Source organism: Thermotoga caldifontis AZM44c09 (assembly GCF_000828655.1).
Lineage (GTDB): Bacteria > Thermotogota > Thermotogae > Thermotogales > DSM-5069 > Pseudothermotoga_A > Pseudothermotoga_A caldifontis.
In genome coordinates this window covers 1,870,014-1,893,318 of the sequence record NZ_AP014509.1, presented here as the reverse complement: position 1 = coordinate 1,893,318, position 23,305 = coordinate 1,870,014, and the positions used below count along the sequence as shown (strand labels likewise).

The 23,305-nt window shown below is 51.3% G+C and carries 25 protein-coding genes; 14 read left to right on the top strand and 11 right to left on the bottom strand.

What is annotated here, in order from left to right; all coding sequences use genetic code 11:
• Position 1: 1 nt before the first annotated feature.
• The 7 genes from TSP01S_RS09390 to TSP01S_RS09360 form a co-directional block, all read right to left on the bottom strand.
• The gene (locus TSP01S_RS09390) at positions 2-820 is read right to left on the bottom strand and encodes a phosphatidate cytidylyltransferase (protein ID WP_041078017.1); all 819 of its coding nucleotides are present in this window, start codon (positions 818-820) and stop codon (positions 2-4) included.
• Positions 817-1,494: a polyprenyl diphosphate synthase gene (gene uppS / locus TSP01S_RS09385; RefSeq protein WP_082021696.1), complete on the bottom strand. Its 678-nt coding sequence runs from the start codon at positions 1,492-1,494 to the stop codon at positions 817-819. Before uppS ends, TSP01S_RS09390 begins: the two co-directional genes overlap by 4 nt.
• Positions 1,491-2,045, bottom strand: a complete 555-nt coding sequence (frr, locus tag TSP01S_RS09380) for a ribosome recycling factor (RefSeq protein WP_041078015.1) — start codon at positions 2,043-2,045, stop codon at positions 1,491-1,493. Before frr ends, uppS begins: the two co-directional genes overlap by 4 nt.
• 143 nt (positions 2,046-2,188) lie before the next feature.
• Positions 2,189-3,127, bottom strand: coding sequence for an ABC transporter ATP-binding protein (locus TSP01S_RS09375; RefSeq protein ID WP_041078013.1), 939 nt, complete (start codon positions 3,125-3,127; stop codon positions 2,189-2,191).
• 10 nt (positions 3,128-3,137) lie between these two features.
• Complete coding sequence (locus TSP01S_RS09370) at positions 3,138-3,905, bottom strand: ABC transporter permease (protein WP_041078011.1); 768 nt, start codon at positions 3,903-3,905, stop codon at positions 3,138-3,140.
• A 66-nt stretch (positions 3,906-3,971) separates the two neighbouring features.
• Positions 3,972-5,615 carry an Rqc2 family fibronectin-binding protein gene (locus TSP01S_RS09365; RefSeq protein ID WP_041078009.1) on the bottom strand — a complete coding sequence of 548 codons (1,644 nt, stop codon included), beginning with the start codon at positions 5,613-5,615 and terminating at the stop codon, positions 3,972-3,974.
• Positions 5,616-6,464, bottom strand: a complete 849-nt coding sequence (locus tag TSP01S_RS09360) for a deoxyribonuclease IV (RefSeq protein ID WP_041078007.1) — start codon at positions 6,462-6,464, stop codon at positions 5,616-5,618.
• Between the two features lie 45 nt (positions 6,465-6,509).
• Between TSP01S_RS09360 and TSP01S_RS09355 the strand changes: the two genes are divergently transcribed.
• Both TSP01S_RS09355 and acpP read left to right on the top strand, forming a co-directional pair.
• Positions 6,510-7,298: a DUF72 domain-containing protein gene (locus TSP01S_RS09355; RefSeq protein WP_041078005.1), complete on the top strand. Its 789-nt coding sequence runs from the start codon at positions 6,510-6,512 to the stop codon at positions 7,296-7,298.
• 176 nt (positions 7,299-7,474) lie between these two features.
• The gene (acpP, locus tag TSP01S_RS09350) at positions 7,475-7,717 is read left to right on the top strand and encodes an acyl carrier protein (RefSeq protein WP_041078003.1); all 243 of its coding nucleotides are present in this window, start codon (positions 7,475-7,477) and stop codon (positions 7,715-7,717) included.
• Here acpP and TSP01S_RS09345 read toward each other — a convergent pair.
• The 4 genes from TSP01S_RS09345 to TSP01S_RS09330 are packed head-to-tail and all read right to left on the bottom strand — an operon-like array spanning position 7,701 to position 12,340.
• Entirely contained in the window at positions 7,701-8,702 is a 1,002-nt protein-coding gene (locus tag TSP01S_RS09345) for a YncE family protein (RefSeq protein ID WP_041078001.1), read from the bottom strand. The genes acpP and TSP01S_RS09345 overlap by 17 nt on opposite strands.
• On the bottom strand, positions 8,699-9,604 hold the full coding sequence (gene mraY / locus TSP01S_RS09340) for a phospho-N-acetylmuramoyl-pentapeptide-transferase (protein ID WP_041077999.1): 906 nt from the start codon (positions 9,602-9,604) through the stop codon (positions 8,699-8,701). Before mraY ends, TSP01S_RS09345 begins: the two co-directional genes overlap by 4 nt.
• Positions 9,601-10,866: a UDP-N-acetylmuramoyl-tripeptide--D-alanyl-D-alanine ligase gene (locus TSP01S_RS09335; protein WP_041077997.1), complete on the bottom strand. Its 1,266-nt coding sequence runs from the start codon at positions 10,864-10,866 to the stop codon at positions 9,601-9,603. The genes mraY and TSP01S_RS09335 overlap by 4 nt, the downstream gene beginning before the upstream one ends.
• A complete protein-coding gene (locus tag TSP01S_RS09330) occupies positions 10,859-12,340 on the bottom strand; it encodes a UDP-N-acetylmuramoyl-L-alanyl-D-glutamate--2,6-diaminopimelate ligase (RefSeq protein ID WP_041077995.1) in 1,482 nt (493 codons plus the stop codon). The genes TSP01S_RS09335 and TSP01S_RS09330 overlap by 8 nt, the downstream gene beginning before the upstream one ends.
• Before the next feature lie 103 nt (positions 12,341-12,443).
• Between TSP01S_RS09330 and hrcA the strand changes: the two genes are divergently transcribed.
• The 12 genes from hrcA to pdxS all read left to right on the top strand — a co-directional run bounded on the left by hrcA (position 12,444) and on the right by pdxS (position 23,304).
• On the top strand, positions 12,444-13,466 hold the full coding sequence (hrcA, locus tag TSP01S_RS09325) for a heat-inducible transcriptional repressor HrcA (protein ID WP_041077993.1): 1,023 nt from the start codon (positions 12,444-12,446) through the stop codon (positions 13,464-13,466).
• On the top strand, positions 13,463-14,020 hold the full coding sequence (locus TSP01S_RS09320; RefSeq protein WP_082021695.1) for a nucleotide exchange factor GrpE: 558 nt from the start codon (positions 13,463-13,465) through the stop codon (positions 14,018-14,020). Before hrcA ends, TSP01S_RS09320 begins: the two co-directional genes overlap by 4 nt.
• Positions 14,004-15,119 (top strand): molecular chaperone DnaJ, encoded by a 1,116-nt coding sequence (gene dnaJ / locus TSP01S_RS09315; protein ID WP_041077991.1) that lies wholly within the window; start codon positions 14,004-14,006, stop codon positions 15,117-15,119. The genes TSP01S_RS09320 and dnaJ overlap by 17 nt, the downstream gene beginning before the upstream one ends.
• A gap of 147 nt (positions 15,120-15,266) precedes the next feature.
• Positions 15,267-15,932: a DUF4912 domain-containing protein gene (locus tag TSP01S_RS09310; RefSeq protein WP_041077989.1), complete on the top strand. Its 666-nt coding sequence runs from the start codon at positions 15,267-15,269 to the stop codon at positions 15,930-15,932.
• Positions 15,929-17,533, top strand: coding sequence for a glycoside hydrolase family 57 protein (locus TSP01S_RS09305; protein ID WP_041077987.1), 1,605 nt, complete (start codon positions 15,929-15,931; stop codon positions 17,531-17,533). Before TSP01S_RS09310 ends, TSP01S_RS09305 begins: the two co-directional genes overlap by 4 nt.
• A gap of 1 nt (position 17,534) precedes the next feature.
• Entirely contained in the window at positions 17,535-18,107 is a 573-nt protein-coding gene (locus TSP01S_RS09300) for a 2-oxoacid:acceptor oxidoreductase family protein (protein ID WP_041077985.1), read from the top strand.
• Entirely contained in the window at positions 18,100-18,402 is a 303-nt protein-coding gene (porD, locus tag TSP01S_RS09295) for a pyruvate synthase subunit PorD (RefSeq protein ID WP_041077983.1), read from the top strand. Before TSP01S_RS09300 ends, porD begins: the two co-directional genes overlap by 8 nt.
• Before the next feature lie 3 nt (positions 18,403-18,405).
• Positions 18,406-19,581, top strand: coding sequence for a pyruvate synthase subunit PorA (gene porA, locus TSP01S_RS09290; protein ID WP_041077981.1), 1,176 nt, complete (start codon positions 18,406-18,408; stop codon positions 19,579-19,581).
• 12 nt (positions 19,582-19,593) lie between these two features.
• The gene (locus TSP01S_RS09285; RefSeq protein ID WP_041077979.1) at positions 19,594-20,568 is read left to right on the top strand and encodes a thiamine pyrophosphate-dependent enzyme; all 975 of its coding nucleotides are present in this window, start codon (positions 19,594-19,596) and stop codon (positions 20,566-20,568) included.
• A 28-nt stretch (positions 20,569-20,596) separates the two neighbouring features.
• On the top strand, positions 20,597-21,121 hold the full coding sequence (locus tag TSP01S_RS09280) for a cysteine hydrolase family protein (protein WP_041077977.1): 525 nt from the start codon (positions 20,597-20,599) through the stop codon (positions 21,119-21,121).
• Complete coding sequence (locus TSP01S_RS09275) at positions 21,121-22,422, top strand: nicotinate phosphoribosyltransferase (protein ID WP_041077976.1); 1,302 nt, start codon at positions 21,121-21,123, stop codon at positions 22,420-22,422. The genes TSP01S_RS09280 and TSP01S_RS09275 overlap by 1 nt, the downstream gene beginning before the upstream one ends.
• Positions 22,423-22,425: 3 nt before the next feature.
• Positions 22,426-23,304 (top strand): pyridoxal 5'-phosphate synthase lyase subunit PdxS, encoded by an 879-nt coding sequence (gene pdxS, locus TSP01S_RS09270; protein ID WP_041077974.1) that lies wholly within the window; start codon positions 22,426-22,428, stop codon positions 23,302-23,304.
• Position 23,305 lies beyond the last annotated feature (1 nt).

The following is a 23,305-nucleotide window of genomic DNA, read 5'->3' as shown; positions in this document are numbered from 1 at the left end:
CTCACAGAACCCCGATTGATAATAGATAATAAGTTACTGGTGTGACGAAAAGCAACCCGTCTATTCTGTCCAGCATCCCGCCGTGCCCTGGTAACACGGTGCCAGAATCTTTGACTTTGAAGTAGCGCTTCAACGCGGACTCGAAAAGATCTCCAAACGTGTCGAGAATCGCTATGATCGCAGACAAGATCACAAGCGAGCCGAAAGGCATCACTTCGGCTTTGAAGATGAAATCGAAGACGAGCTTGTATACGAAAGAAAAAGCCAGACTGCTGAGAAAACCGCCGATCACACCCTCCAAGCTCTTGTTTGGGCTGAACTTTTTCGAGATCTTGGTTTTCCCCCATCTCATGCCAACGAAGTACGCACCCGTGTCGTACAGCCACACTGCGGTCAAATTGAGCAACGCGTTTGCCGCACCGAATTCGAGGTACATCGGGAAGAAAAACGACAGACAGCCCGCCACGTAGACCAAGGCGAGGCCCGTCGCAACGACGACAGGCCAAACATTTTCGACGTTCTTCTGCGTCAGAACTGCGATGACGTTCGTCAAAATGAAAGCCAGACTCAGAAGTAACAGACCGTTTCTCGCTTCCATGACACCGTAGGCAACTACGAAGCCCACGCATATTGCGACCGCGTACTTCACGAAGCCTCTTTCGTTCTGCCCCTGAACCGCCATGTTGAGAAGCTCGTAAGAGGCGAGCAGAACTACCGCCGCGACCAGACCTATCAGACTCTTGTAGCTGATGAAACACGCAACCACGAAAGGTGCCACGATCGAAGCCGTTACGAGCCGTGTTTTGGTCTCTGTGGTCACAGACCTCCGAACCTCCTCTGACGTTTCTCGTAGTCTTCTATGGCTTTCAAAAACTCCTGTTTGGTGAAATCGGGCCACAGAACCTTGGTGAAGTACAGTTCGCTGTAAGCGATCTGCCACAGCAGGAAGTTGCTGATCCTCATCTCGCCGGACGTTCTTATCACGAGGTCCGGATCAGGTACATCCGGGAGATAAAGCCAGTTTCTGAAACGATCCTCATCTACGCGTGTCACACCGTTTTGAATGGCTTTATTGATCGCATCGACGATCTCGCGACGGCCACCGTAATTCAGCGCCAGGATGGCGTGGATTCTGTCGTTCTGCTTCGTCTTTTCTTCGCATTCATGGCAGAACTTCGCAACAGGGTCTGGGAGTTCGTCGATGGCACCGGCGAATCTCAGCCTGACACCCTGCTCGAGCATCTTTTTGAGCTTCTTTCTGAGCAGCGTCACGAGCAAGGAGAAAAGGTACTCAACTTCCTCCTTCGGCCGTTTCCAGTTCTCGGTCGAGAAGGCGTAGAAAGTGACGTATTTTATACCGAGTTCTGCGGCCCATTCAACGACCCTCTCGGCTTTCAAAGCACCCCTGCGATGACCTTCGACCCTGGGCAGACCCCTCTTCTGGGCCCATCTCCCGTTTCCATCCATTATGATGGCCACGTGTACAGGTTTCACACTTCCATGATCTCCTTCTCTTTCTTCTCGAACAGTTTGTCTATCTCCTCTATCTTCTTGTCAGTCAGATCCTGTATCTCTTTCTCGAGCCTCTTAGCGTCGTCCTCGGAGATCTTTCCGTCTTCTTCCATCTGCTTTAGTTCTTTCAAAACGTCCCTCCTGATGTTTCTGATGGCTATCTTTCCTTGCTCAGCGACTTCTTTTGCCTTCTTGACCCACTTTTGTCTCTGCTCCGTGGTAGGTGTTGGAAACACGAGTCTTATGACGTTTCCGTCGTTCATGGGTGTCAAGCCTATGTCAGAAGCGAAGATGGCTTTTTCAATGGAAGAGAGGATGGACTTGTCCCAGGGCTGTATGATCAACGATCTTTCTTCAACCTTCACCGTTGCGAGCTGGTTTATCGGGGTAGGGGCACCGTAATAGTCGATTTTGATCTCTTCGAGGATGGCAGGATTCGCACGACCGGTTCTTATCTTTTTCAGCTCCTCAGAAATCTTTTCAATCGATTTGTTCATACGTTCCTCGGCGCTCTTCACAATGGGATGGCGCATACGTTCCCCTCCTCGCAGTCTGTCATTCCTTGCAGGATTATACCATAGGGAAAGTCTGTTTTGATGGAAACGATGAAGGTTGGCGGAGTTGAGTAAGGGTGTGCCGTTCATTTGGAGTGTCAGCTATGAAACTGTAAGAAAGCTCACCGAACATTAGTTTCTGATGTGTAACTGATGAAGATCTTTTCGAAGTTCACCATCTCTTTCTCGATGCTTTCTACCTCGATGTTGTTAGATTTGAAAGCGTCCATCAGTTCGTAAAGTCTCTGCGAAGAATCAAGGTTCACCTGAAGCTCGATGAGGTTGCCATCCTCGACCAAGCCGTCGAATCCGAGCTGTTTGAGCCTGCTCCTGGCTCGTTCATCGCAGATCAGCTTTATTCTGTAAGCACGTGCGGAGAACACGTCCATGAGTTTTCTTTTCTCTTCACACACGACGATCCTTCCTTTGTTCATTATGGCCACACGGTCCGCCACCGCTTCGACCAAGTTCATGTCGTGGCTGGAGAGCAGGATCGTTTTACCTTGCTGTTTCAACGATTTCAGTATGGATCTGAACTCCACCGCGGAATGCACGTCCAATCCCAAGGTTGGTTCGTCCAGCAAGAGGATGTCCGTGTCGCAAGCGAGGCACACCGCGATGGCCGCTTTCTGCTGCATTCCACGCGAGAGTGAGTGGACGAGTTGATTCGCTTTTTCTTCGAGACCGAGCGTTTCAAGGATCTCCATGGCTCGAGATCTCGTCAGTTTCTTACCGCGTATGCCGGAAAAATATTTCATGTTCTCGAGGGCAGTCATGCGCCAGTAAAGGTTTCTGTTGCCTTCCAGAACCGCACTCATCTGCGCTAAAGCTCTGGATCTTTCTTTGAGAACGCTGAACCCCTTTATTTTTATCTCTCCCGAGTCTGGAACGATCAAGCCACAAATACTCTTGATGGTCGTGGTCTTCCCCGCCCCGTTTGGGCCAAGCAGTGCGAAGATTTCCGCTGACTCCACCTCGAAACTGACACGGTCCACAGCCTTTATCTTCTCCTGGGAGCCTCTCTTTGGGTAGGTCTTGACCAGATCGATGACTTCGATCATGCCGATCACCTCAATACTGGGACAGACTGCCCATGATCGTTGCGCGCCTCTCGAACAGTCGGAAAACCAAAAAACCTATCGATAGATAAACCAGCGCAACCAGCCAGAGGATCAAATGATCCGACAATGAAAACTGATGAAGTTTCGTGCCGTCGATCGCTAAAGCCCTCATCATGTAACTCGCCTGGGACATGGGAAGCATTCTGTGCCAGAGCGAACTCGCTTCGAACATGGTGAAAGAGAGAGAACCAATCGTCACTATTTGAATGAACGAGGAGATCCTCTTGAAGATGAGCGCTATACCGCCGAGAATCATGCCGATACCGAGCGCAGACATGGTTCCCGCTACCATCAAATAGAGCAGTGTGGGGAGGTCGAAGCCGATCCTTCGGCCCGTCGTGAAGGCGGCGAAGTACATCAAGGGGATCGCGAACAGCACGTTGAAAAGAAAGTCGCTGATCATCCTGAAAAACATCTGATACTCGAAGGCGATAGGAGAAGTGAAGATCTGTTCGAGAGTGCCGCGTTGTGCTTCTTCGATGATCCCCCACGCGACACCCTGGAACGAAAAGATGAACATGACCCACATGAAGTAGCCCACTATGATGCCGTCCAGTGTGGACGACGAATCTACCGTCGGACCTCCTATCGTTTTCACGCCGAAGAACAAAAGGTAGAAGAATATCAAGAACGTGGCGATGCTGGAGATCGAGTTGAAGTAGTAGCGTTTGAACTCGATGAAACTTTTTTCAAGATTTGCGAGGAATGCTCTCCACATTTTTGAACCCCCTCTTTTAGTTCTGAAATTATATTAGCACAGGTATCAATTTTGTCAAGAGTCAGCTTAAACTTTTTGTTCGGACTCGGGATCGAGGGGGTTCACGAACAGCGTTTCGTAGTTCGTGTAGAGGACCATCCCGGGTGGAGAGCCTTTCGGTTTGTGGACGTTCTTGACGAGCGTGTAATCCACCGGAACATTAGAGGAGTAACGCGCTTTGGAATAATACGCTGCTATTGAGGCTGCGTAGAGTAAAACGTCTCTCGGGACGGCTCTTCCTTCTGTGCGTACGATCACGTGGGCACCAGGCGATTGTTGAACGTGTAGCCAGATGTCAGAATCGCTGGCTTTCCTCACGAGCGCCTCGTTCTGTTTGTTGTTCTTTCCGACCAGTATCGTGAAACCGTTGTAAACGAACTTTCTGAAACCTGGTTCTTCGGTCTTCTTGTGAGAGGAGGATTTTCTGTGAACGAGTCCACTTTCCGCAAGTTCTTCCTCTATCTCTTCGAGATCTTCCAGCGTTTCTGATGACTCGAGGTTGTAGAGTATCTCTTCGAGGTACTCGTTCTGCCTCTGAAGTTGCTCTATCCTCGTTTTCAGTATCTGTGATTTTTCCTTGAGTTTCTTGTACTGCTCGAAGTAAAACTGTGCGCTTCGCTTGACGTCTTTACCAGGTGCGAGCGGTACAGTGACAGTTTTGCCACTCTGCCAGTCGAAACATTTCACGGCAGATCCGCTGACATCTGCATCGTTTGCGTACTTCAACAGTTCCCCGTAGCGTTTGTATTCCTCCGCCTTTTCACACTCCTTCGCTTCATCGAAAAGCGCTTGCAGGAGTTTCTCCTGTTTCTTGAGCTTCTCTTCGACAACGGAGGAGAGTTGCTGGCGAAGCTTTTCCATCTTCACTTTTCTCAAATTCCAAAAATAGGCTTCATCCACCGCGCGGGAAGCAGAATCGTATCTCTCTAAAAAAGAGCTGAGCACCTTCAAAGGATACGCGGAAACGAAGCGTTTCCCCTGCAGTTCATAAACGTAGCAGGTTGGTTTTTCGAAATCGTCGATGATGGAAAACAGAGCCAGCTTGAGTGCGACTTTCTCTCCTTCAGTCAACATACTAACGGGTTTGTCCGTGATTTTTGCGCGGAACAGAACCTCCTGGGCGGTCAATCTGGAGAATCCAGCGATTTCATCGACGATGTACTTAGAGAGCATCTTGTTGCTGTCGAACGTGATTTCGAAACCATCGATGGGGTTCAGCTTGCTGGGGGCAAGATTGTACGGGCTATCCTTTTCGAGGAACGATCTGAAGTCGTCCAGGACTCTCTCACCTTCAACCAGAACGACGTTGGATCGACTACCGAAGAGTTCAACGTAGAGCCTGTACTCGTGCCTTTCACCGGTTTCGTCGATCTTATCGAAGACGAAACACAAGATCCTATCGAGATCCACCTGATGGACATCTTTCAACCTCGCATTGCGCAGTCGCGATCGGGCGAACGTGACGAAGTTCGAAGGATTTTGGCCCGAAAGATCTTCTTTGTCTGCCAAACAGACGTGTGCCAGGCCAGGTTCAACGGAAACTCTAACGGTGGCGCGTTGAAAAATCAGCTGAAGACAGAACTTTCCGCACTGGTGGATCTGCCTCAGCGCCTCACCTTGGAGGATGGAAAGATCCCGAACAACTTTCCTCAGGACGAAGGCGTCGATCATTCACATCAACCCGAGGATCTCTTTAACTTTCGCGATGTCCTGTGCGTGCTCTGCTTCATCGCCGGGGGTTTCCAGTATCCACGGTACACGCTGGATCTCCTCAAAGCTGAGAAACACCCTGAACCCCTTTTCGCCGATGAAACCTTTTCCAATGTTTTCATGCCTGTCTGTGGGTTTGCCGAGCGGGGCTTTGGAATCGTTGAGGTGTATCATCTTGAGCTTTTCGAGCCCTATTTTGGAATCTATCTCATGGAGTAACTTTCGTACCGCATCCTCCGTGGTGATGTCGTAACCCGCATCGAAACCGTGGCAGGTGTCGTAGGTGATGCCGATCCTCGAGGGATCGATCGACGAATCGATGATACGTTTGATCTGGTCGAAGTTGTAGCCGATGTTTCCACCCTTGGGTGATACGTTCTCCAGAAGCAGCATCACGTCCTTCGTGTTCTTCAAAAACTCGTTGACCGCTGCGGTTATTCTCTCGAAACCGAGTTCTTCGCCGGCGCCGGTGTGACTGCCCGGATGGGCGTTGAGATACCTTATTCCCAGCGCCTCACAGATCTTGCCTTCGAGTATCAGAAGCTGAACGGATCTGTTCCAATTTTCGTCGATCGGGCTCGCTAAGTTTATGAGATAACCCGTGTGACAGAAGGCACTTTCGAAATCTATCTGGTGTTTTTCCATCATCGCACGGAACAGTTCGCACGTCTTCCTGGAGGGCATCTTCGCGGTCCAGGTCCTTGGACTGTGCGGGAAGATCTGGAAGCAGTTTCCACCTATCTGCACTGTGAGTTCTGGAACACTCTCGAACCCCTTACTTATGGGCATGTGCGCACCGATCCTCACCATTTCCATCACCTGTAACAAATGATAGCATAGTTGAGGGGATCCGCGTTGATCTACATCGGCACGAGTGGTTATTCTTTCAATGACTGGATAGGAGAAGTGTATCCTGAAGGCATAAGCAAATCGGACATGTTGAAGTACTACGCCGCTGTCTGGAAGTTCAAGGCCGTCGAACTCAACTTCACCTATTACGCCCTGCCAGGCTACAGGACGATCGTTTCGATGCTCAGAAGAACGCCGAGCGATTTCGTTTTCAGTGTAAAACTTCCCGCATCGGTGACACACGAAGCCTGGAAATCCAACCTTTTCCCGGAGGAAGATGTGAAGAAAACCATCGAGGCCCTGGCGCCCATGGTGGAAGAAGGAAGGCTCAAAATCCTGCTCGCACAGTTTCCATACTCCTTCAGAGATACTCCTGCTAACAGGCAGTACCTGCAGATGCTCCGAAAGAAGATAGACCTGCCCGTCGCCGTGGAGTTCAGGCACGCTTCCTGGGACAACGAAACAGCTTACGAACTTCTCAAATCCTGCGGTTTCACGTTCGTCATCGTTGATGAACCGAACCTGCGCGAACTGTTTCCTTACGTGCCAAGGCTGACGAGCAACGTGTGTTACTTCAGATTGCACGGCAGAAACAGAGACTGGTTCAACGCACCGGAGGGAGAACGCTACAACTACAAGTACAGCGATGAAGAGCTCAAGGTTTTTGCTGCAGACATACTGCGCCTCTCGAATCACGCGATGGACACCTTCGTCTTCTTCAACAACTGTTATCGTGGCAACGCCGTCAGAGATGCCTTGAAACTGCGTCAGATGATTGAAAGCGCACTTTTGTGAAGCTGAACCTGCCAGCTTTTCAACCTCTTGCGTGCTTGAATTTCCCAAAAAGTTAAGCATTCAGCGAGGAGATGTGTTTGATTTGAAAAACACAAAGGAAGAAAACACTTCATTTGACGCAAACCCTCTTGCAATCTATAATTTCAGCAGATCGATCACAGCGGGAGGTTGAAAAGATGAATCGTGCTCAGGTTTTCGAAAAGGTTGCCACGATACTCTCGGACAAACTCGGAATCAAGAAGGACCAGATCAAGGAAGAGAGCAACATCGTGAAAGACCTCGGTGCAGATTCACTCGATCTGGTTGACCTTGTGATGGCGTTCGAGGAAGAGTTCGGAGTGAAGATCGCGGACGATCAGCTCCAAAAGATTTCGACGGTGAAGGAAGTCGTCGATTACATCGTCAAAGCGAAGGCGTGATAAAAAACAGCTGGCCAGAATCGGAGCAGAGGACGATCAACCTCTCATCAACCGTTCTGCACATCTCAACGGCATAATCACCAACTTCGATGGTGTCGAACTCTCCTGTCTTCGGATCGATCAGGTAAACTTCACCGGGCACATGGTTCAGTGCGGCGATGAATCCTTTGATCTGTTCCAGCCGGTGGACAGGATGTGGTAAAGGTAAATACTTCACAACGTTTCCGGAAAGGTCAACGACAGACAGTCTGGGTTGAACCAGGCTACTGACCACCAGAACGTCGTTCGTGAAGAGCACGTCCCTCGCGAGATCGTCCAGGTTCTGCTGCCAGACGATTCTCCAGGAAGAATCCAGGCAGGCGAGCTTGCCATCCATGTAACCCAGAAGGTAGGCTCGCCCGCCTTTCTGGAGAAGCTTGACCGGGGTTCTGAAATCTTTGATCGTCACGATCTTCCTCTGCGAACCCAGTATTTCGATCGTCTTGTCGTTTGCGTAGTAATGGAGGTAAATCACTCCTTCTTGGGTTGGCTCAAAATAAAGCGTTGGAGAATCGAAGGTGAACTTCTGCTCGATGTCGAATCTTTGAGGATCGATCGTGTAAACGGCAGGTTCCTTCGAGCACAGTACGTAAAGCTTCCCGCCGAAGATCTTCAACACCGTAGGATAGTTTTCCACCTGGATACGCCTGACGAACTTTCCGAAGATCGTGTACACCACAACGCTCGATCTGTGATAGTCGCTCACGAAAACGTAACCAGCGTGGTGGATGGCCCACGCCGGATAAGAAAGCCCTGAAGATATCTCTGAAAGGAACTGTCCCGTGTCGGTGAAAACTAAGACCGATGCGGGCTTCGGTCTGACCAGGCACACGATCCCTTCGTTGAGTGTCATCTTGGTGTACCCATAACCAATTCCGATCGATGTGACCTGGTGAGCGAAGAGCGAACAGACGAGCAAGAGAAAGGACAGGGAAATCTTCCTCATGAAATCCTTTCCCCAAGGACCGCGAGCATGGAGACGATGAGATTGGTCAGTGAAAACATTTGAACGATCCTTTCTTCTTTCCAGCCGAGCAACTCGAAATGGTGATGTATCGGAGACATTTTGAAAACCCTTCTCTTGAACAGCTTGTAACTGCTCACCTGAATCATGACACTCAGCGTCTCGGCGATGAACACACTCGTGAAGAGCAGGGCCAGAAGCTCGGTGGACGTTCTCACCGCGACGGTCCCTATCAGCGCGCCGAGCACGAGCGAACCCGTATCACCCATGAAGATCTTCGCGGGTTTGATGTTGTAGAACAGAAAGGCCATCAGACACAGTGAAAGCAAGATGAGCGAATCAGCACTCTTTCCGAGCAAAAACCAGTACGGTATCGCACTCGTCAGAAACACGCTGGCTGCGAGTCCGTCCAGGCCATCAGTCAGGTTCGACGCGTTGCTCAATCCTGCTATCAAGAGCACCGCAAAAACCCAGTAGAGGTTTCCGAGGTCCAGTCTCCCATGTGTGAATGGAATCTGCAACTCGGTGTCGGGTTTGATCAAGAACACGAGGATCGATGCGAACAGTAACTGTAAAGAAAGTTTCTGCCACGCTCTCAAACCGAGAGATTTTTTTCTGAGAACGCTCAAAAGATCATCTAAGAAACCGATGAAAGCGAACAGGACGATCGTCAAAGCGTCTATCGTGTATCCAGATACGAAGCACGATAGGGCCCCAAAAACAGCAAATAAGATTCCGCCCATCGTGGGTGTGCCCGTTTTGTACCCATGGAGGTCTGGGCCTTCTTCCCGAATGAACTGACCGATGTGGTACTTTTTGAACAGCTTTATGAGGAATGGATACAGGAGCAGACAAGGAAGGAAGGTCAAAACGAAGTACTTCATTCAGCTTTTCCTCCCAGAAAGAGATTGACTACCTTTTCCATACCCACCGCGCGTGAAGCTTTGAACAGCACGGCATCTTTCCTTCTCAATAAGTTCTTCAATTTCGTCACTATCACCTCAGGTTCGTCACTCTTCAACAGTATCTTGGAGCATTCCATCGAATCGATTTCGTGATCGACATTGTAGACGAAGACTCCGTCGAGCTGTTCGAGGATCTTTCCGAGTTGTCTGTGCGTTTCCTGAGAGTAGACACCCTGTTCCTTTATCGATCCGACCACCGCGTAGGTCCTCTCGCCGAGCTTTTTCAGCGTCTCGACTGCCACCTTGAAAGATTCCAAACTTGCGTTGTAAGTGTCGTCAACCACGTACACTTCATCTATCAGCAGGACCCTGAACCTCCCGCCCACGGGAACGAAACTCTCCAGCTTCGTGAGATCCACCCGAAGATCCAGAACATCGAAGACGGCCAGGACTGCCGCAACGTTCACCAACTGTCCCACGTTAAAGATCGTCGAAAAACGTAACTGGTGGACACCTTTCGGAGTTTCGTACCACGCCCTCGTGGAGAGTCCTTCGTAAACGTAGGAGGTGAGACGGTAATCCCCCGACTGGAAACCGAAGGTGACGAAATCTCTGCTCCTGACCCTCTCAAGGATCCTTGGATCGTTGTGCAGGATGGCGATACCGTTTTCTCTCATATTCTCTACTATCTCGAGTTTGCCCTTCAGGATCTGTTCGTCTCCACCTGCAACGCCCCTGTGCGCGGTGCCGACGTTGAGGAGAACCGAAACGTGAGGCTGTGCGATGCGACACAGCGTGGCTATATCACCAGGTTTGTTCATTGCCATTTCCAGGATCATGTAAGGCTGACCACGATAATCGTTCAGTATCGATAAAGGCAATCCGATCTCCGTGTTGAGATTTCCAGAATTTCTGAAGGCGATCTCTTCCCCCAGACAGTGGTGGATCATTTCCTTGGCGGTGGTTTTTCCGTTAGAACCAGTTATACCGACGATTTTAGGTTCGTGTTTGACAATCTTTTGTTTGGCCAGTTCCTGAAGGAAAAGTCTCGTATCCTCGACGAAGTACAGCTTCTCTTTCTGAACGTCCACGGGCCGTTCGACCACCGCGAGGGCTGCGCCTTTTTCGAGGGCTTCGCGCACGTAATAGTGTCCATCCGTTCTTTCGCCTTTGAGAGCTACAAAAATACAGCCTTCGAAGGCTTCTCTGGAATCTATGACGAACTTCGCGTTCTCAAACATGCCGTCTTTCCCTCTGGTATTCTTGAAGGATTATCTCCCTGATCACATCCGCGTCTTTGAAAGGAATTCTCCTCTCATCTGAGAAGATCTGGTACTCTTCGTGTCCTCTTCCTGCGACTATGACCATATCGCCCCGGTTCGCCAGTGTGATGGCAGTTTCGATGGCCTCACGCCTGTCTGGAATCACGAGGTAAGCCGCTCCTGGTGGGACGCCACGCTCCACTTCGGCGAGTATTTCCAGAGGATCCTCTCCCCGGGGATCGTCGGTGGTTATGATCGACACGTCCGAATATCGGCACACCACCTGCGCCATCATGGGCCTTTTTCCTCTGTCCGACTGACCACCGGCACCGAAGACGGTGATGATCCTACCACTGCTGAGGTGCTTCGCCGTGATCAGGGTTTTTTCGAGGGCGTCCGGGCTGTGGGCGAAGTCAACGACCACGTCTATGCCAAGAAGACTGGCTTCCGGGATGAACTGAAACCGGCCGTCGACACCCGGAAACGTGCCTATGGAACCAGCAACGTCGTTCGGATCGTAACCCAGTTCCACCAGACCTGCGAACACCAACGTGGCGTTGTAAGCGTTGTGATAACCAGGTGTTCTGAACCACAATCTGTACCTACCAGCGGGACAGTCCACTTCGAACTTCGTCCCGTGCCTGCTGATCTCTATGTTTTCAATTCGATACTGGCTCTGTCTGGCGATCCCATAGACGATTTTTCGCACCTTTCTGTTCAAAAGGTGTGCGTACTCGTCGCTGATCAGCGCGATTCCACTCTCTTTCAGCAGATCAAAGATGTGCAGCTTCGTCTGCGTGTACTCCTCGAACGTCTGGTGAAAATCCAGATGGTCCCTCGTTATGTTCGTCAAAGCAGCTATGTCGAACCTCACCGTTTCGACCCGTTTCAGAGCGAGCGCGTGCGATGAGACCTCCATCACGAAATGTGAACCGCCCAGATCGACAGTTTTCTTCATCGCCCTGAGTATTTCCAAAGCGTTTGGGGTTGTGTTATCGTGGTGGAACCTCGGTTCTCCCAGGATCTCGTAATACACCGTTCCGAGGAGGCTTCCGGTGCTTGAAAGGCTCTGAAGCACGTGATGGAAGAGATGGACGCTCGTGGTTTTTCCGTTGGTACCCGTGACACCCGCAACGAGAAGTTTTTCGTAAGGCCTCGCGTAGAAGACATCCGCCAGGATCGCTTCGGCGAGTCTGGTGTCGCTGACGATCACGTGCGGGATGTTTTCACTCAAAGGTCGGTCCGAGATCAAAACGCGGGCGCCTTTGTTGTAAATTTCCTGCGCTATCTCGTGCGAATCGAACCTTTTACCCCTGTGACACACGAACAGACAGCCCGGTTTGACCCGGCTGGAGTTGTTGACCACGTCCACAATGTTCTCACCGAAGTTGCCGTTGAGCCTGGCTTCGATGAGTATGGGTCTCAATGCCTCGATGACTTCTTCAACGCGCATCGTATCACCTCTACTTTGATATTGTAGTATGATCAGGTTCACTTGACAAGGACGGAGGAATGTGCTATGCTGAAATTAGCACTCGAGTGGTGAGAGTGATAATATGAGGAGGAACAACAGGGTCAACGAAAGACAGAGAAAGATCCTCTACTGTGTCGTGAGGGAATACATACTGACGAAAAGGCCGATCAGTTCTGAACACGTCCTGAACGTGTCCAGTCTATCGTGCAGTGCCGCGACCGTCAGAAACGATTTGAGGAAACTGGAATATCTGGGCTATCTCTATCAACCGCACACCTCTGCGGGCAGGATCCCGACCGACAAGGGTCTGAGGTTTTACGTGGACGAAACGTTGAAGCTCACGAAAGATTACGCACAGAGATCTCAGCAAGTCGAAGTGCGATATTCCATGACTTACGGTGATATGGAGAAGATCCTCGAAGGAGCGGCGATCGCGCTGGCGAGAATGACCAGAGGGGCAGTCGTGCTGGAGAAACCCGACACCGGGCGCTTGAAAGTTCTGAGGGCCATCGTGACACCCATCACCTCGTATCACTATTTGATCTCCATCGTTACAGAGCTCGGTTTGATGAAATTCATGCCCTTCAGGAGTCTCGGCGATGTGGATCATGCAAAGCTCGAAAACCTTCTCAATCAGCTGCTGAGGGGGAGGAGCATCGATAACCTTTCCGGCGAGGTGTTCGAAGGTGATTGGGATGAGTTCCTGATAGACCTTTCTGAACAACTCGTCACTTCTCTAAAAGAGGATCTGAGGAACAGCATGATAAAGTACGGCCTGGACGTGCTTGTGAGCAGCGAAACGTTCAACATAGACGAGATCAGGGCGCTTTCGAGGTTCCTCTCAGACGACGCACTCATCAAATCCTTCATGAACAGGGTTCAGGAGGTCCCTACCGTCTTCATAGGTAGTGAACACGGTTTTCAGGGCATGGAGAGATTCTCCATCTTTGTGGATACCTATCGCAGGGAGAACGAACCAATGGGTAAAGTGCTGATCGTGACATCCAAGATCGTCAAGTACGAGGAGATAATGAACGTTCTGACCTACGTCACAAGCAGGTTGACCGAGTACTTCACGGTGGCAACGAGGGAGGTGGAAAGATGAACGAAAACGAAAGGCTCAAAGAAGCGGTTGAAAACAAAGAGACGGTTGAGAAAAACGATGAAAAGAAAGTAGAGGAAAATTTGATCGAGAAGCTGACGAAGGAAAAAGAAGAACTCATGAGACACCTCAAGCAACTGAAAGCCGAGTTCGAGAACTTCAAGAGGGACACCCTCAGAGACAGGGAAATGATCCTCAAGAACGCGAACGAATATCTGCTCACCAAGTTGATACCGATACTCGACGATTTCGAGCGAGCGTTCACGGCTGTTGATTCCGGCGCACCGTACGAAGATTTCTACAAGGGAATGAAACTCGTTTACAAGAAACTCTGGAAGGTTTTGAACGATGAAGGCTTTTTCAAAATAGAGGTCGGTCAGAAGTTCGACCCGTTCGAACACGAAGCCGTTGAGAGGGTGGAGACAAACGAGAAAGAAGAGTACGATATAGTCGAGGTTGTTGAAAATGGTTACAAGTACCATTCCAAAGTCCTCAAACCCGTGAAGGTGAAGGTTGCGGTGAAGCCAAGGGGTGAAGAAGGTGCCAAGACAGTATAAAGATTACTACGCGATCCTCGGCGTTCCGAGGGACGCCTCCGAGGAGGAGATAAAAAAAGCTTACAAAAAGTTGATAAAACAATGGCATCCCGATCTCCACCCTGAGAACAAGAAAGAAGCCGAGGAGAAATTCAAGGAGATCCAGGAAGCTTACGAGGTTCTGAGTGATCCTCAGAAACGGGCCATGTACGACAGATTCGGTTATGTGGGAGAACACGAATTTACACAGCAAACTTCGACCACTTCTTTTGAAGACATATTCAGGGACTTTGAGAGCTTTTTTGGGCGTGACATCTTCGACATCTTCTTCGGCGATCGGGGTGCCACCCAGGAGACTCAGAGGACGAGGAGACGGAGATCGGGTGAAGATATCAGTGTGACGGTCGAGATAGATTTTTCTGAGTCTCTCACTGGCAAGCAGATGCCGATCGAGTACGACAGGTACGAAGTTTGTGACCACTGCCATGGTGAAGGAACAGAGCCCGGAAGTGGTTATCAGACGTGTCCAAGGTGTCACGGCACGGGGGTGCTCAGGGAGGAAAGGAGGAGCGTCTTTGGCGTCTTCGTGAGCTCCAGAACGTGTCCCACCTGCGGTGGGACCGGACGTGTCGTGAAGGAAAGGTGCCACGTGTGTGGCGGAACTGGCAGACTGAAACGAAGAGTCAGAACTGTGATCAACATACCGGCAGGCGTTACGGACGGAACCAGACTCAGGATCGATGGTGGCGGTAACGCCGGCTACGATGGGGGACCTTACGGCGATCTTTACGTGATCGTCCACGTGAGGCCAGACAGGAGGTTCAGGCGCCAGGACGACGACATATACACGGAGATCAGCATAGATTACTTGCAGGCGATCCTTGGAACCACGGTTCGTATAGATCTGCCCGACGGTGGTACAACGATGCTGAGGATACCGCCAGGTACGCAGCCCGGTACGGTGTTCAGGCTCAAGGGAGAGGGTGCTCCGTCCGTGAGGACGGGCAGGCGTGGGGATCTTTATGTGACCGTCAACGTGAGGATACCGGAGCAACTCTCTTCGAGGGAAGCACAGTTGTTGAGAGAAATTGCGAGGGAAAAAGGTATAGATGTCTTGTAGGTGATATCAGATAAATTTTGAGCGAATTCGACAAATGTGACGTTCTTTACTCCGCCAAGGCGGGGTTTTTTCTTTTTCTTTCTGTTTTACAACATGATGAGAACATGATAGAATAGTGTGTGAAAATTTGAAAAAGGGGGCGGTGACGTGACCCGGGAAGAACTCGAAGCCTTCCTCTCCCAGAACCCCACCATTCAGCAGGTCAAATCCCTCGCAAAAAGACTCGGTCTGAAGGTGAAAAAGCGGATGAAAAAGAGCGAAGTTTTCAAATTGCTTGAAGATTACGCAAAGTCGCTGAGAGAAGAGAAGGTTGATCAAAAACCTGTTCAAGCTCAAACCGACCGGCACGTGGAATTGCCACAGTCGTACGGTTCCGACAGACTCGTTCTGTTTCCAGTCAATCCGCATCTGGTTTTTGTGTACTGGGACCTTTCGAGCGAAACTTATTCCAAGCTTTCTTCGCAGAAGGAAGTGGTTCTGAGGCTCTACGACGTGACCTACATAGAGTTCGATGGAACCAACGCTCACCGCATTTTTGAGGCTGGAGTGCACCTTGCAACGACGAGAAATTACTACTTCCACGTACCGTCATCGAACGCGGACTATCTCGCCGAGCTTGGTTTCAAAGTTGAAGGAAAATTCTTCCCTGTTTTGAGATCCAACGTTGTGCATACACCTTCGGACACGCCATCGACTTCCGTACGTCAAAGATGGTGCGTCAAGGGCAAACGCACCGTGAAGGTTGGTGAACCGCCGTTGAAACCCGTCGAAAGGATACACATCTCATCCGCTGCGGGAAGTGGTAAGTTATGAACGGATACTTCGTGCTCGTGCTTCACTCTCACCTTCCTTACGTGAACCATCCGAACCACGATCTTTATTTGGAAGAAAGATGGTACGTTGAAGCAGTCCTTGAATCTTACATTCCACTTTTGATGATGTTCGACCGCCTCCAAGAAAGAAAGGTTCCCTTCAAAATCACCGTTTCACTCAGTCCCACACTGTTGGAAATGTTCAGAAACACTGTTCTCAACGAGAAGTTAAAGAATTATACTCAGAAACTTGTCGAACTGTGCGAAAAGGAACAGGAGAGGGTGAAAACCCATCAGGAGAAAGAACTTGCGAATTTCTACAGGGAAAGGTTTCTGAGCTGTTTGAGTTACCTCGAATCGGTGGGAGGTAACCTGGCGAAGGGGTTCAAGAAACACGCCGAATCTGGAAACATAGAGTTGATAACCTGCAACGCCACGCACGGTTTCCTACCGTTGATGCGTCATCAACCGTTTGCGGTGGAAGCTCAGATCGCGGTCGGTGTGGAAACATTCGCACAGCACTTCGGCTTCAAACCAAAGGGCGTGTGGCTCGCCGAGTGCGGCTATTATTCTGGCCTGGACGAAGTTTTGAAAAAGTACGGCTTGGGATTCTTCTTCGTCGATTCCCACGCGTTCTGGTATGCCGACGAGCGGCCATATTTCGATGTGTACAGACCCATCATGACACCTTCCGGTGTTTTTGCTTTCGCGAGAGATCCGGATTCGAGCGAACAGGTGTGGAGTGCCACCACGGGATATCCCGGTGATGGCAGATACAGAGAGTTCTACAGAGACCTTGGGTTCGACGGCGATTACGAATACGTAAGGCCTTACATCGACAAGAGTGGTGTGAGGGTGAACGTGGGTATAAAGTACCACAGGATCACATCGAAGGAAACGCCGCTCGACAAGAAATGTTTGTACAGCCGTGAAGATGCCATGACTGCGGCGAGAGAGCACGCGATCGATTTTCTGAACAAGAAGCTGGCGCAGGTGAACACGCTGATCGAAACGTTCAACCAGCCTCCAGTGATAGTGGCTCCTTTCGATACGGAGTTGTTCGGACACTGGTGGTTTGAAGGGCCAGAGTTCCTCGAAAATTTCTTCGTTGAGGCTTCGAAGCAAAAGCAGCTCAAGTTCGCCACGCCTTCTGAAATAATCGAGAGGTTCGACAGTTACCAGGTGCTCACCCCCGCGGATTCTTCCTGGGGCAACGGTGGTTATTTTGACACCTGGTTGAACGGCAAGAACGACTGGATACAGCCACACCTGGTTGAGATCAGAGACAGAATGAAGCGTCTTGCCGAAACGTACTTCGAGGAGAGAGATCCGCTGAAAGTGAGAGTTCTCAACCAGATGCTCAGGGAATTGCTCTTAGCGGAGGCCAGCGACTGGCCGTTCATAATCACAACAGGTACGAGCGTTGAATACGCCGTTAACAGAATAAAAACGCATGTGAAACGCTTTTTAGACCTTGAGCAACAGCTGGTGAAGGATAATATAGATGGACAACAGCTCGCAAGGTTGGAACAAGAAGACAACGTTTTTGCGTCGATCGATTATCGGCTTTACGCTGGTTCACACATCGGGAAGGAGGGATAAAGTGCCCGCGAAATATTTCGAGATCAGATGGCACTCCAGGGCTGGTCAGGGAGCGAAGAGCGCGGCCCAGCTCGTGGCAGAGGCGGTTCTGGAAGGAGGAAAGTACGCGCAGGCTTTTCCGGAGTACGGGGCCGAAAGGTCCGGGGCGCCCATGAGGGCCTTCAACAGGATCAGTGAAGGTAGGATCAGAGTTCATCACTCGGTGGAGAATCCTGACGTGGTGGTAGTTATCGACGACACCTTGCTCTCTCCGGGTATAGTTGCAGGTTTGAAAGAGGACGGCGTTCTCATAGTGAACACGAAGCACTCCATCGATTTTGTGAGGAAGAAAACGAACTTCAACGGCAGGGTGTGCGTTATCAACGCTACGGATATAGCCCTCGAGGAAATCAAGAGAGGCGTTCCGAACACGGTGATGCTGGGGACACTCGCGCGCGTTACAGGGTTGATCGACCTTCAGGTCGTCGAAAAGAAGATAAGGGAGATGTTCGAGCGGAAGCTCCCAGAAGAAATGATCCAGGCGAACATCAAGGCGCTCAAGCGCGGTTACGAGGAGGTGCAATGCAGTGGCTGAACTGAAGAAGTGGCACGAGCTACCGATTGCTGGTTTGATCATAGAGCCGGGAACGGCACGCAAGTACAGAACGGGTGACTGGCGAGTCAGAAGGCCTGTGTACGATAGGTCGAAATGCATCGACTGCATGTTCTGCTGGTTCTACTGCCCCGATCAGGCGATCGTTCAGGAAAACGGAGTCATGAAGGGTATCGACTACTTTTACTGCAAGGGTTGCGGAGTCTGCGCGAACGTCTGTCCCAAATCTGCGATAGAGATGCGCCCCGAGACAGAGTTCATCAGGGAGGAGGACTGAGCGATGACAGGCAAAAAGATCTTGGCCATAACCGGTGCGGAAGCGGCCGCGTACGCGATGAAACAGATAGAGCCGGACGTTGTCGCGGCCTATCCCATCACACCGCAAACACCGATCGTTGAATACTTCGCGAAATACGTTGCAGACGGTGAGGTTCGTACGGAAATGATACCTGTCGAGAGTGAGCATTCCGCGATGAGCGCGGTCGTGGGTGCTGCTGCAGCGGGTGCCAGAGCGATGACCGCAACGAGCGCCCAGGGACTCGCGTTGATGCTCGAGATAGTCTACATAGCTTCCTCTCTGAGACTACCCATCGTCATGGGCGTGGTGAACAGAGCCCTGAGCGCGCCGATCAACATACATTGTGATCACAGTGATGCGATGATGGCGAGAGATTCAGGATGGATTCAGCTGTTCTGTGAAGACGTTCAGGAAGTGTACGATTTCACCATCCTCGCTGTTCGTCTCGCCGAGCACGAAGATGTGAGACTACCCGTCATGGTCAACCAGGACGGCTTCATCCTCTCGCACGGTGTCGAACCCGTCGAGGTTTTACCGGATGAAGTGGTGAAGAAGTTCGTCGGGGAACTGAAACCGATCTACCCGTTGCTCGACACGGATCATCCTGTAACCTACGGCCCACTGGACCTGTACGATTACTACTTCGAGCACAAGAGACAGCAGATAGAGGCTATGAAGAACGCGTACAGGGTGTTCCCACTGATAGCCGAGGAGTTCTACAAGATCAGTGGGCGCAAGTACAACTACGTCGAACCGTACAGGATGGAAGATGCGGAGTACGTTATGGTCGCTCTCGGTTCATCGAATGGAACCATAAAAGATGTGGTTGACGAGCTGCGTGAGAAAGGCAAGAAAGTTGGTCTTCTGAAGATATGGATGTTCAGGCCATTCCCCAAGGCCGAGATTCAGAGATACTTGACCGCGCGAAAGGCAGTCGTCGTTCTCGATAGGGCAGCCTCGTTCGGGGCCGAGGCACCGCTCTATGAAGCGGTCAAGTCTGCGCTCTACGAAGTGGCTGTGAGACCGTTGATGGGATCCTTCGTTTACGGACTCGGTGGAAGAGATCTGAAGCCTGAACACGTGAGGTATGCGTTCGAAAGGGCCATGGCACTCGATCTGGTTGCTGACAGGGAAGAGTACCTTGGCCTGAGAGAATGAGGAGGTGACGGCATGCCGTTGACAATGAAGAAGCTGGCGGAGATCTTTACGAATAGAGAAACAGGTCTAACACAGGGTCACAGGATGTGCCCTGGTTGTGGCGCACCGATGACGGTGAAGATAGTCTTGATGGTCGCCAAGGCTCTGGGATACGAACCGGTGATAGGTTTCGCCACGGGCTGTATGGAAGTTTCTTCCACCATATTCCCTTACACCTCTTGGAGCGTACCTTACATACACAACGCGTTCGAAAACGTTGCGGCAACCATCAGCGGCGTTGAGACAGCCTACAGGGCATTGAAAAAAGCTGGAAAAATTCCATCGGACAAGAAGTACGCCTTCATCGCGTTCGGAGGGGACGGTGGCACGTACGATATAGGCCTGCAGTCATTGTCTGGAGCGCTGGAGAGAGGACACAAAATGCTCTACGTTCTGTACGACAATGAAGGCTACATGAACACGGGAAACCAGCGATCGGGGTCCACACCGCCGGGTGCCGATACCACGACCGCACCCGTTGGGAAGCTGCTACCTGGAAAGCTTCAACTCAAGAAAAACATAGTGGAGATAGTGGCGGGGCATGAAGACGTGTACGCGGCCACCGTGACGACGGGTGAACCGATGGACTTCATAAATAAAGTTGAAAAGGCGCTTCAGTTCGATGGACCTGCTTTCATAGCAGCTCTGAGCCCCTGTGTGAGGTACTGGAGGATGGACGAGAGTAAGTCAGTCGATATAACCAAACTTGCGGTTCAGACCAAGTACTGGCCACTGTACGAGGTCGAGAGAGGGGTTTACAGAGTCACGAGAAAGCCGACGAGTTTCAAACCGGTCGCCGAGTTCGTTAAAGCTCAGGGAAGGTTCAGACTCCTGTTGCAGAGGCCCGATGCTGAGGAGATAATAAACGAACTTCAGCAGTACGTTGACAGGCGCTGGGAGAGGCTGCTCGCACTCGAGGAGGCGACGAAAGACAAGCCGATCAGATGAAGGTACCACCTGAGGAAGGTGGTGTACCGTGCGAGCGTTGCTCTTAATAGACCTACAGAAAGATTTCGTAGAACCGGGTGGGGCACTGTACTTTCCCAAGGCGGAGTCGGTGCTCCCACTCGTTTTGGATTTGGTTGAAAAGTACAAGCAGGAGAACCTGCCGATCATCACCACTCAGGATTGGCACGAAGAAGACGATGCGGAGTTTCGTATCTGGCCGAAGCACTGTGTCAAAGACACCCATGGTGCGGAGCTGGTGAAACGGTTGAAGGATTCCTTAGCAGGTTACGAAAAGCACATAGCCGTGCGCAAAACGCGCTACAGTGCGTTCTATGGGACCCACTTTGAGGAGATCTTGAAATCACACGGTATCGATGAAGTCGAAGTGTGTGGTGTTGTGACACACATCTGTGTTCTCTTCACAGTTGAAGAGCTGAGAAACAGGAATATAAGAACGATCGTCAGAAAAGATGGAGTGGCTTCTTACGATGAGAACCTCCACACCTGTGCTCTGCGGTTGATGAGTGAAGTGTTGCGCGCCGAGGTGGTTTGATGAGGAAAAAGAGGCTCGATCCTAAGGTTTTCAAGGTCCCCATCGACAGAATAAGGGGTAACTACTACTCGGACATATATTTCGTTAGGTACGTGGAGGTTCTCAAGAGAGACAACAGACACCCCTGGGTGCTCTATCAGTTCTTCCCGAGGAGAGACTGCGTGGTTGCAGGCCTGGACGAGGCCCTGGCCATACTGAGGTTCGCCACCGGTTATTACAAGGATGAGGAGAAGGCCAAGGAACTCTTCAAGGAGATCCTCAACGTGGACAGGATGATCCAAGCGGCGGCGGTAGAGATGGACACGGACGCCGTGATAAGTTATACGAAACGCAAGTGGGATTTGAGGCTCAAGCTCGACAGCCTTTGGGTCGACAAGTGGGATGAGATAGAAGTTCGTGCCCTCTACGATGGAGACGAAGCGAAGGAATGGGAGCCCATCATGGTGATAGAGGGTGACCCAACGTATTTCGGTTATCTGGAAACCGTTCTGCTCGGAGTCATTGCGCGTGCCACGAGTACGGCCACCGCGGTACGAGAAGTTGTGAAGGCTGCGCGGGGCAAACCGGTGCTGTATTTCAGTGCGCGGTTCGATCATTACTGGGTACAGGCTACGGACGGCTATGCGGCACTCTGCGGAGGTGCGTTCGGCGTATCGACGGATGCGAACGCGGACTACTGGGGTGTGGAATCGATGGGAACCATGCCCCACGCACTCATAGCGGCGTACGAAGGCAGTACCGAAGCGGCCGCGATAGCTTTCGACAAGCACATGCCGGAGAACGTGAGAAGGATCGTGCTGGTGGACTGGGACAACGACGTGATAGGTACAACGTTCAGGGTTGTGAAAGCTTTCTACGAATACCACATGAAGAAACCGTTCAAACTCGGTGAGACGGACCCATCCCCCATAATCGGTGAGGGCAAAGGAAAGATATGGGGTGTGAGGTTCGATACATCGGGTAACATGAGGGACGTCTCGGTCGTCCCGAGGGATGAATCTTCGCTCGGTGTGTGCCCAGAGTTGGTCTGGCGAGCGCGCCAGGAGTTCGACAAGGTTGGCCTGAAGGATCTGAAGATCGTCGTTTCTGGTGGGTTCGATGCGAAGAAGATAGAGCTCTTCGAGTTACTCAACGTTCCCGTCGATGTTTACGCGGTGGGTTCGAAACTCTTGAGACAGAAGGTGGACATAACCGCGGACGTGGTCGAAGTCAACGGGAAACCGTGTGCGAAAGCTGGCAGGTTCAAGCGTGACCTGTCGCGTCTCGAACCGGTACCGAAACGTTACTGGGAGGAGGTGTGAGAGATGACAGAAAAAGGTACGTGGCTCGTCAAAAAGGGATTCGCCGAGATGTTCAAAGGTGGCGTCATCATGGACGTTACGAACGCTGAGCAGGCTAAGATAGCGGAAGAAGCGGGTGCGGTGGCGGTCATGGCGCTCGAACGCGTACCAGCGGACATAAGAAAAGCTGGTGGCGTTGCGAGGATGGCAAGCATAGCCAAGATAAAGGAGATCATGGAGGCCGTGAGCATACCCGTCATGGCGAAGGTGAGGATAGGACACATCGCGGAGGCGAGGATCCTCGAAGCGCTGGGAGTGGACTTCATCGACGAATCGGAAGTGCTCACACCGGCGGACGATAGGTTCCACATCAACAAGCACGAATTCAAAGTGCCGTTCGTGTGCGGAGCAAGGGATCTGGGAGAAGCTTTGAGGAGGATCGCCGAAGGTGCCGCGATGATCAGAACGAAGGGTGAAGCCGGCACGGGAAACGTGGTCGAGGCTGTGAAACACATGAGAAGGGTCATGGACGAGATCAGAAGGGTTCAGACCATGGCCGATGAGGAGCTCGTCAGCTACGCCAAAGAGATAGGAGCGCCGGTGGAACTCGTTCGGGAGGTGAAGAGGCTCGGCCGTCTGCCCGTCGTGAACTTCGCCGCTGGTGGTATCGCCACGCCGGCCGATGCCGCACTGATGATGATGCTGGGCGCCGATGGCGTGTTCGTTGGCTCTGGTATATTCAAGTCCAAAGATCCAGTAAAGATGGCGCGCGCCATGGTCCTCGCGGTGACTTACTGGAACGACCCTGAGATGCTGTTGAAGATCTCGGAAGATATAGGTGAACCCATGCCCGGTCTGGAAATAGAGGCTCTCGAAGTGCACATGCAAGAGAGAGGGTGGTAAA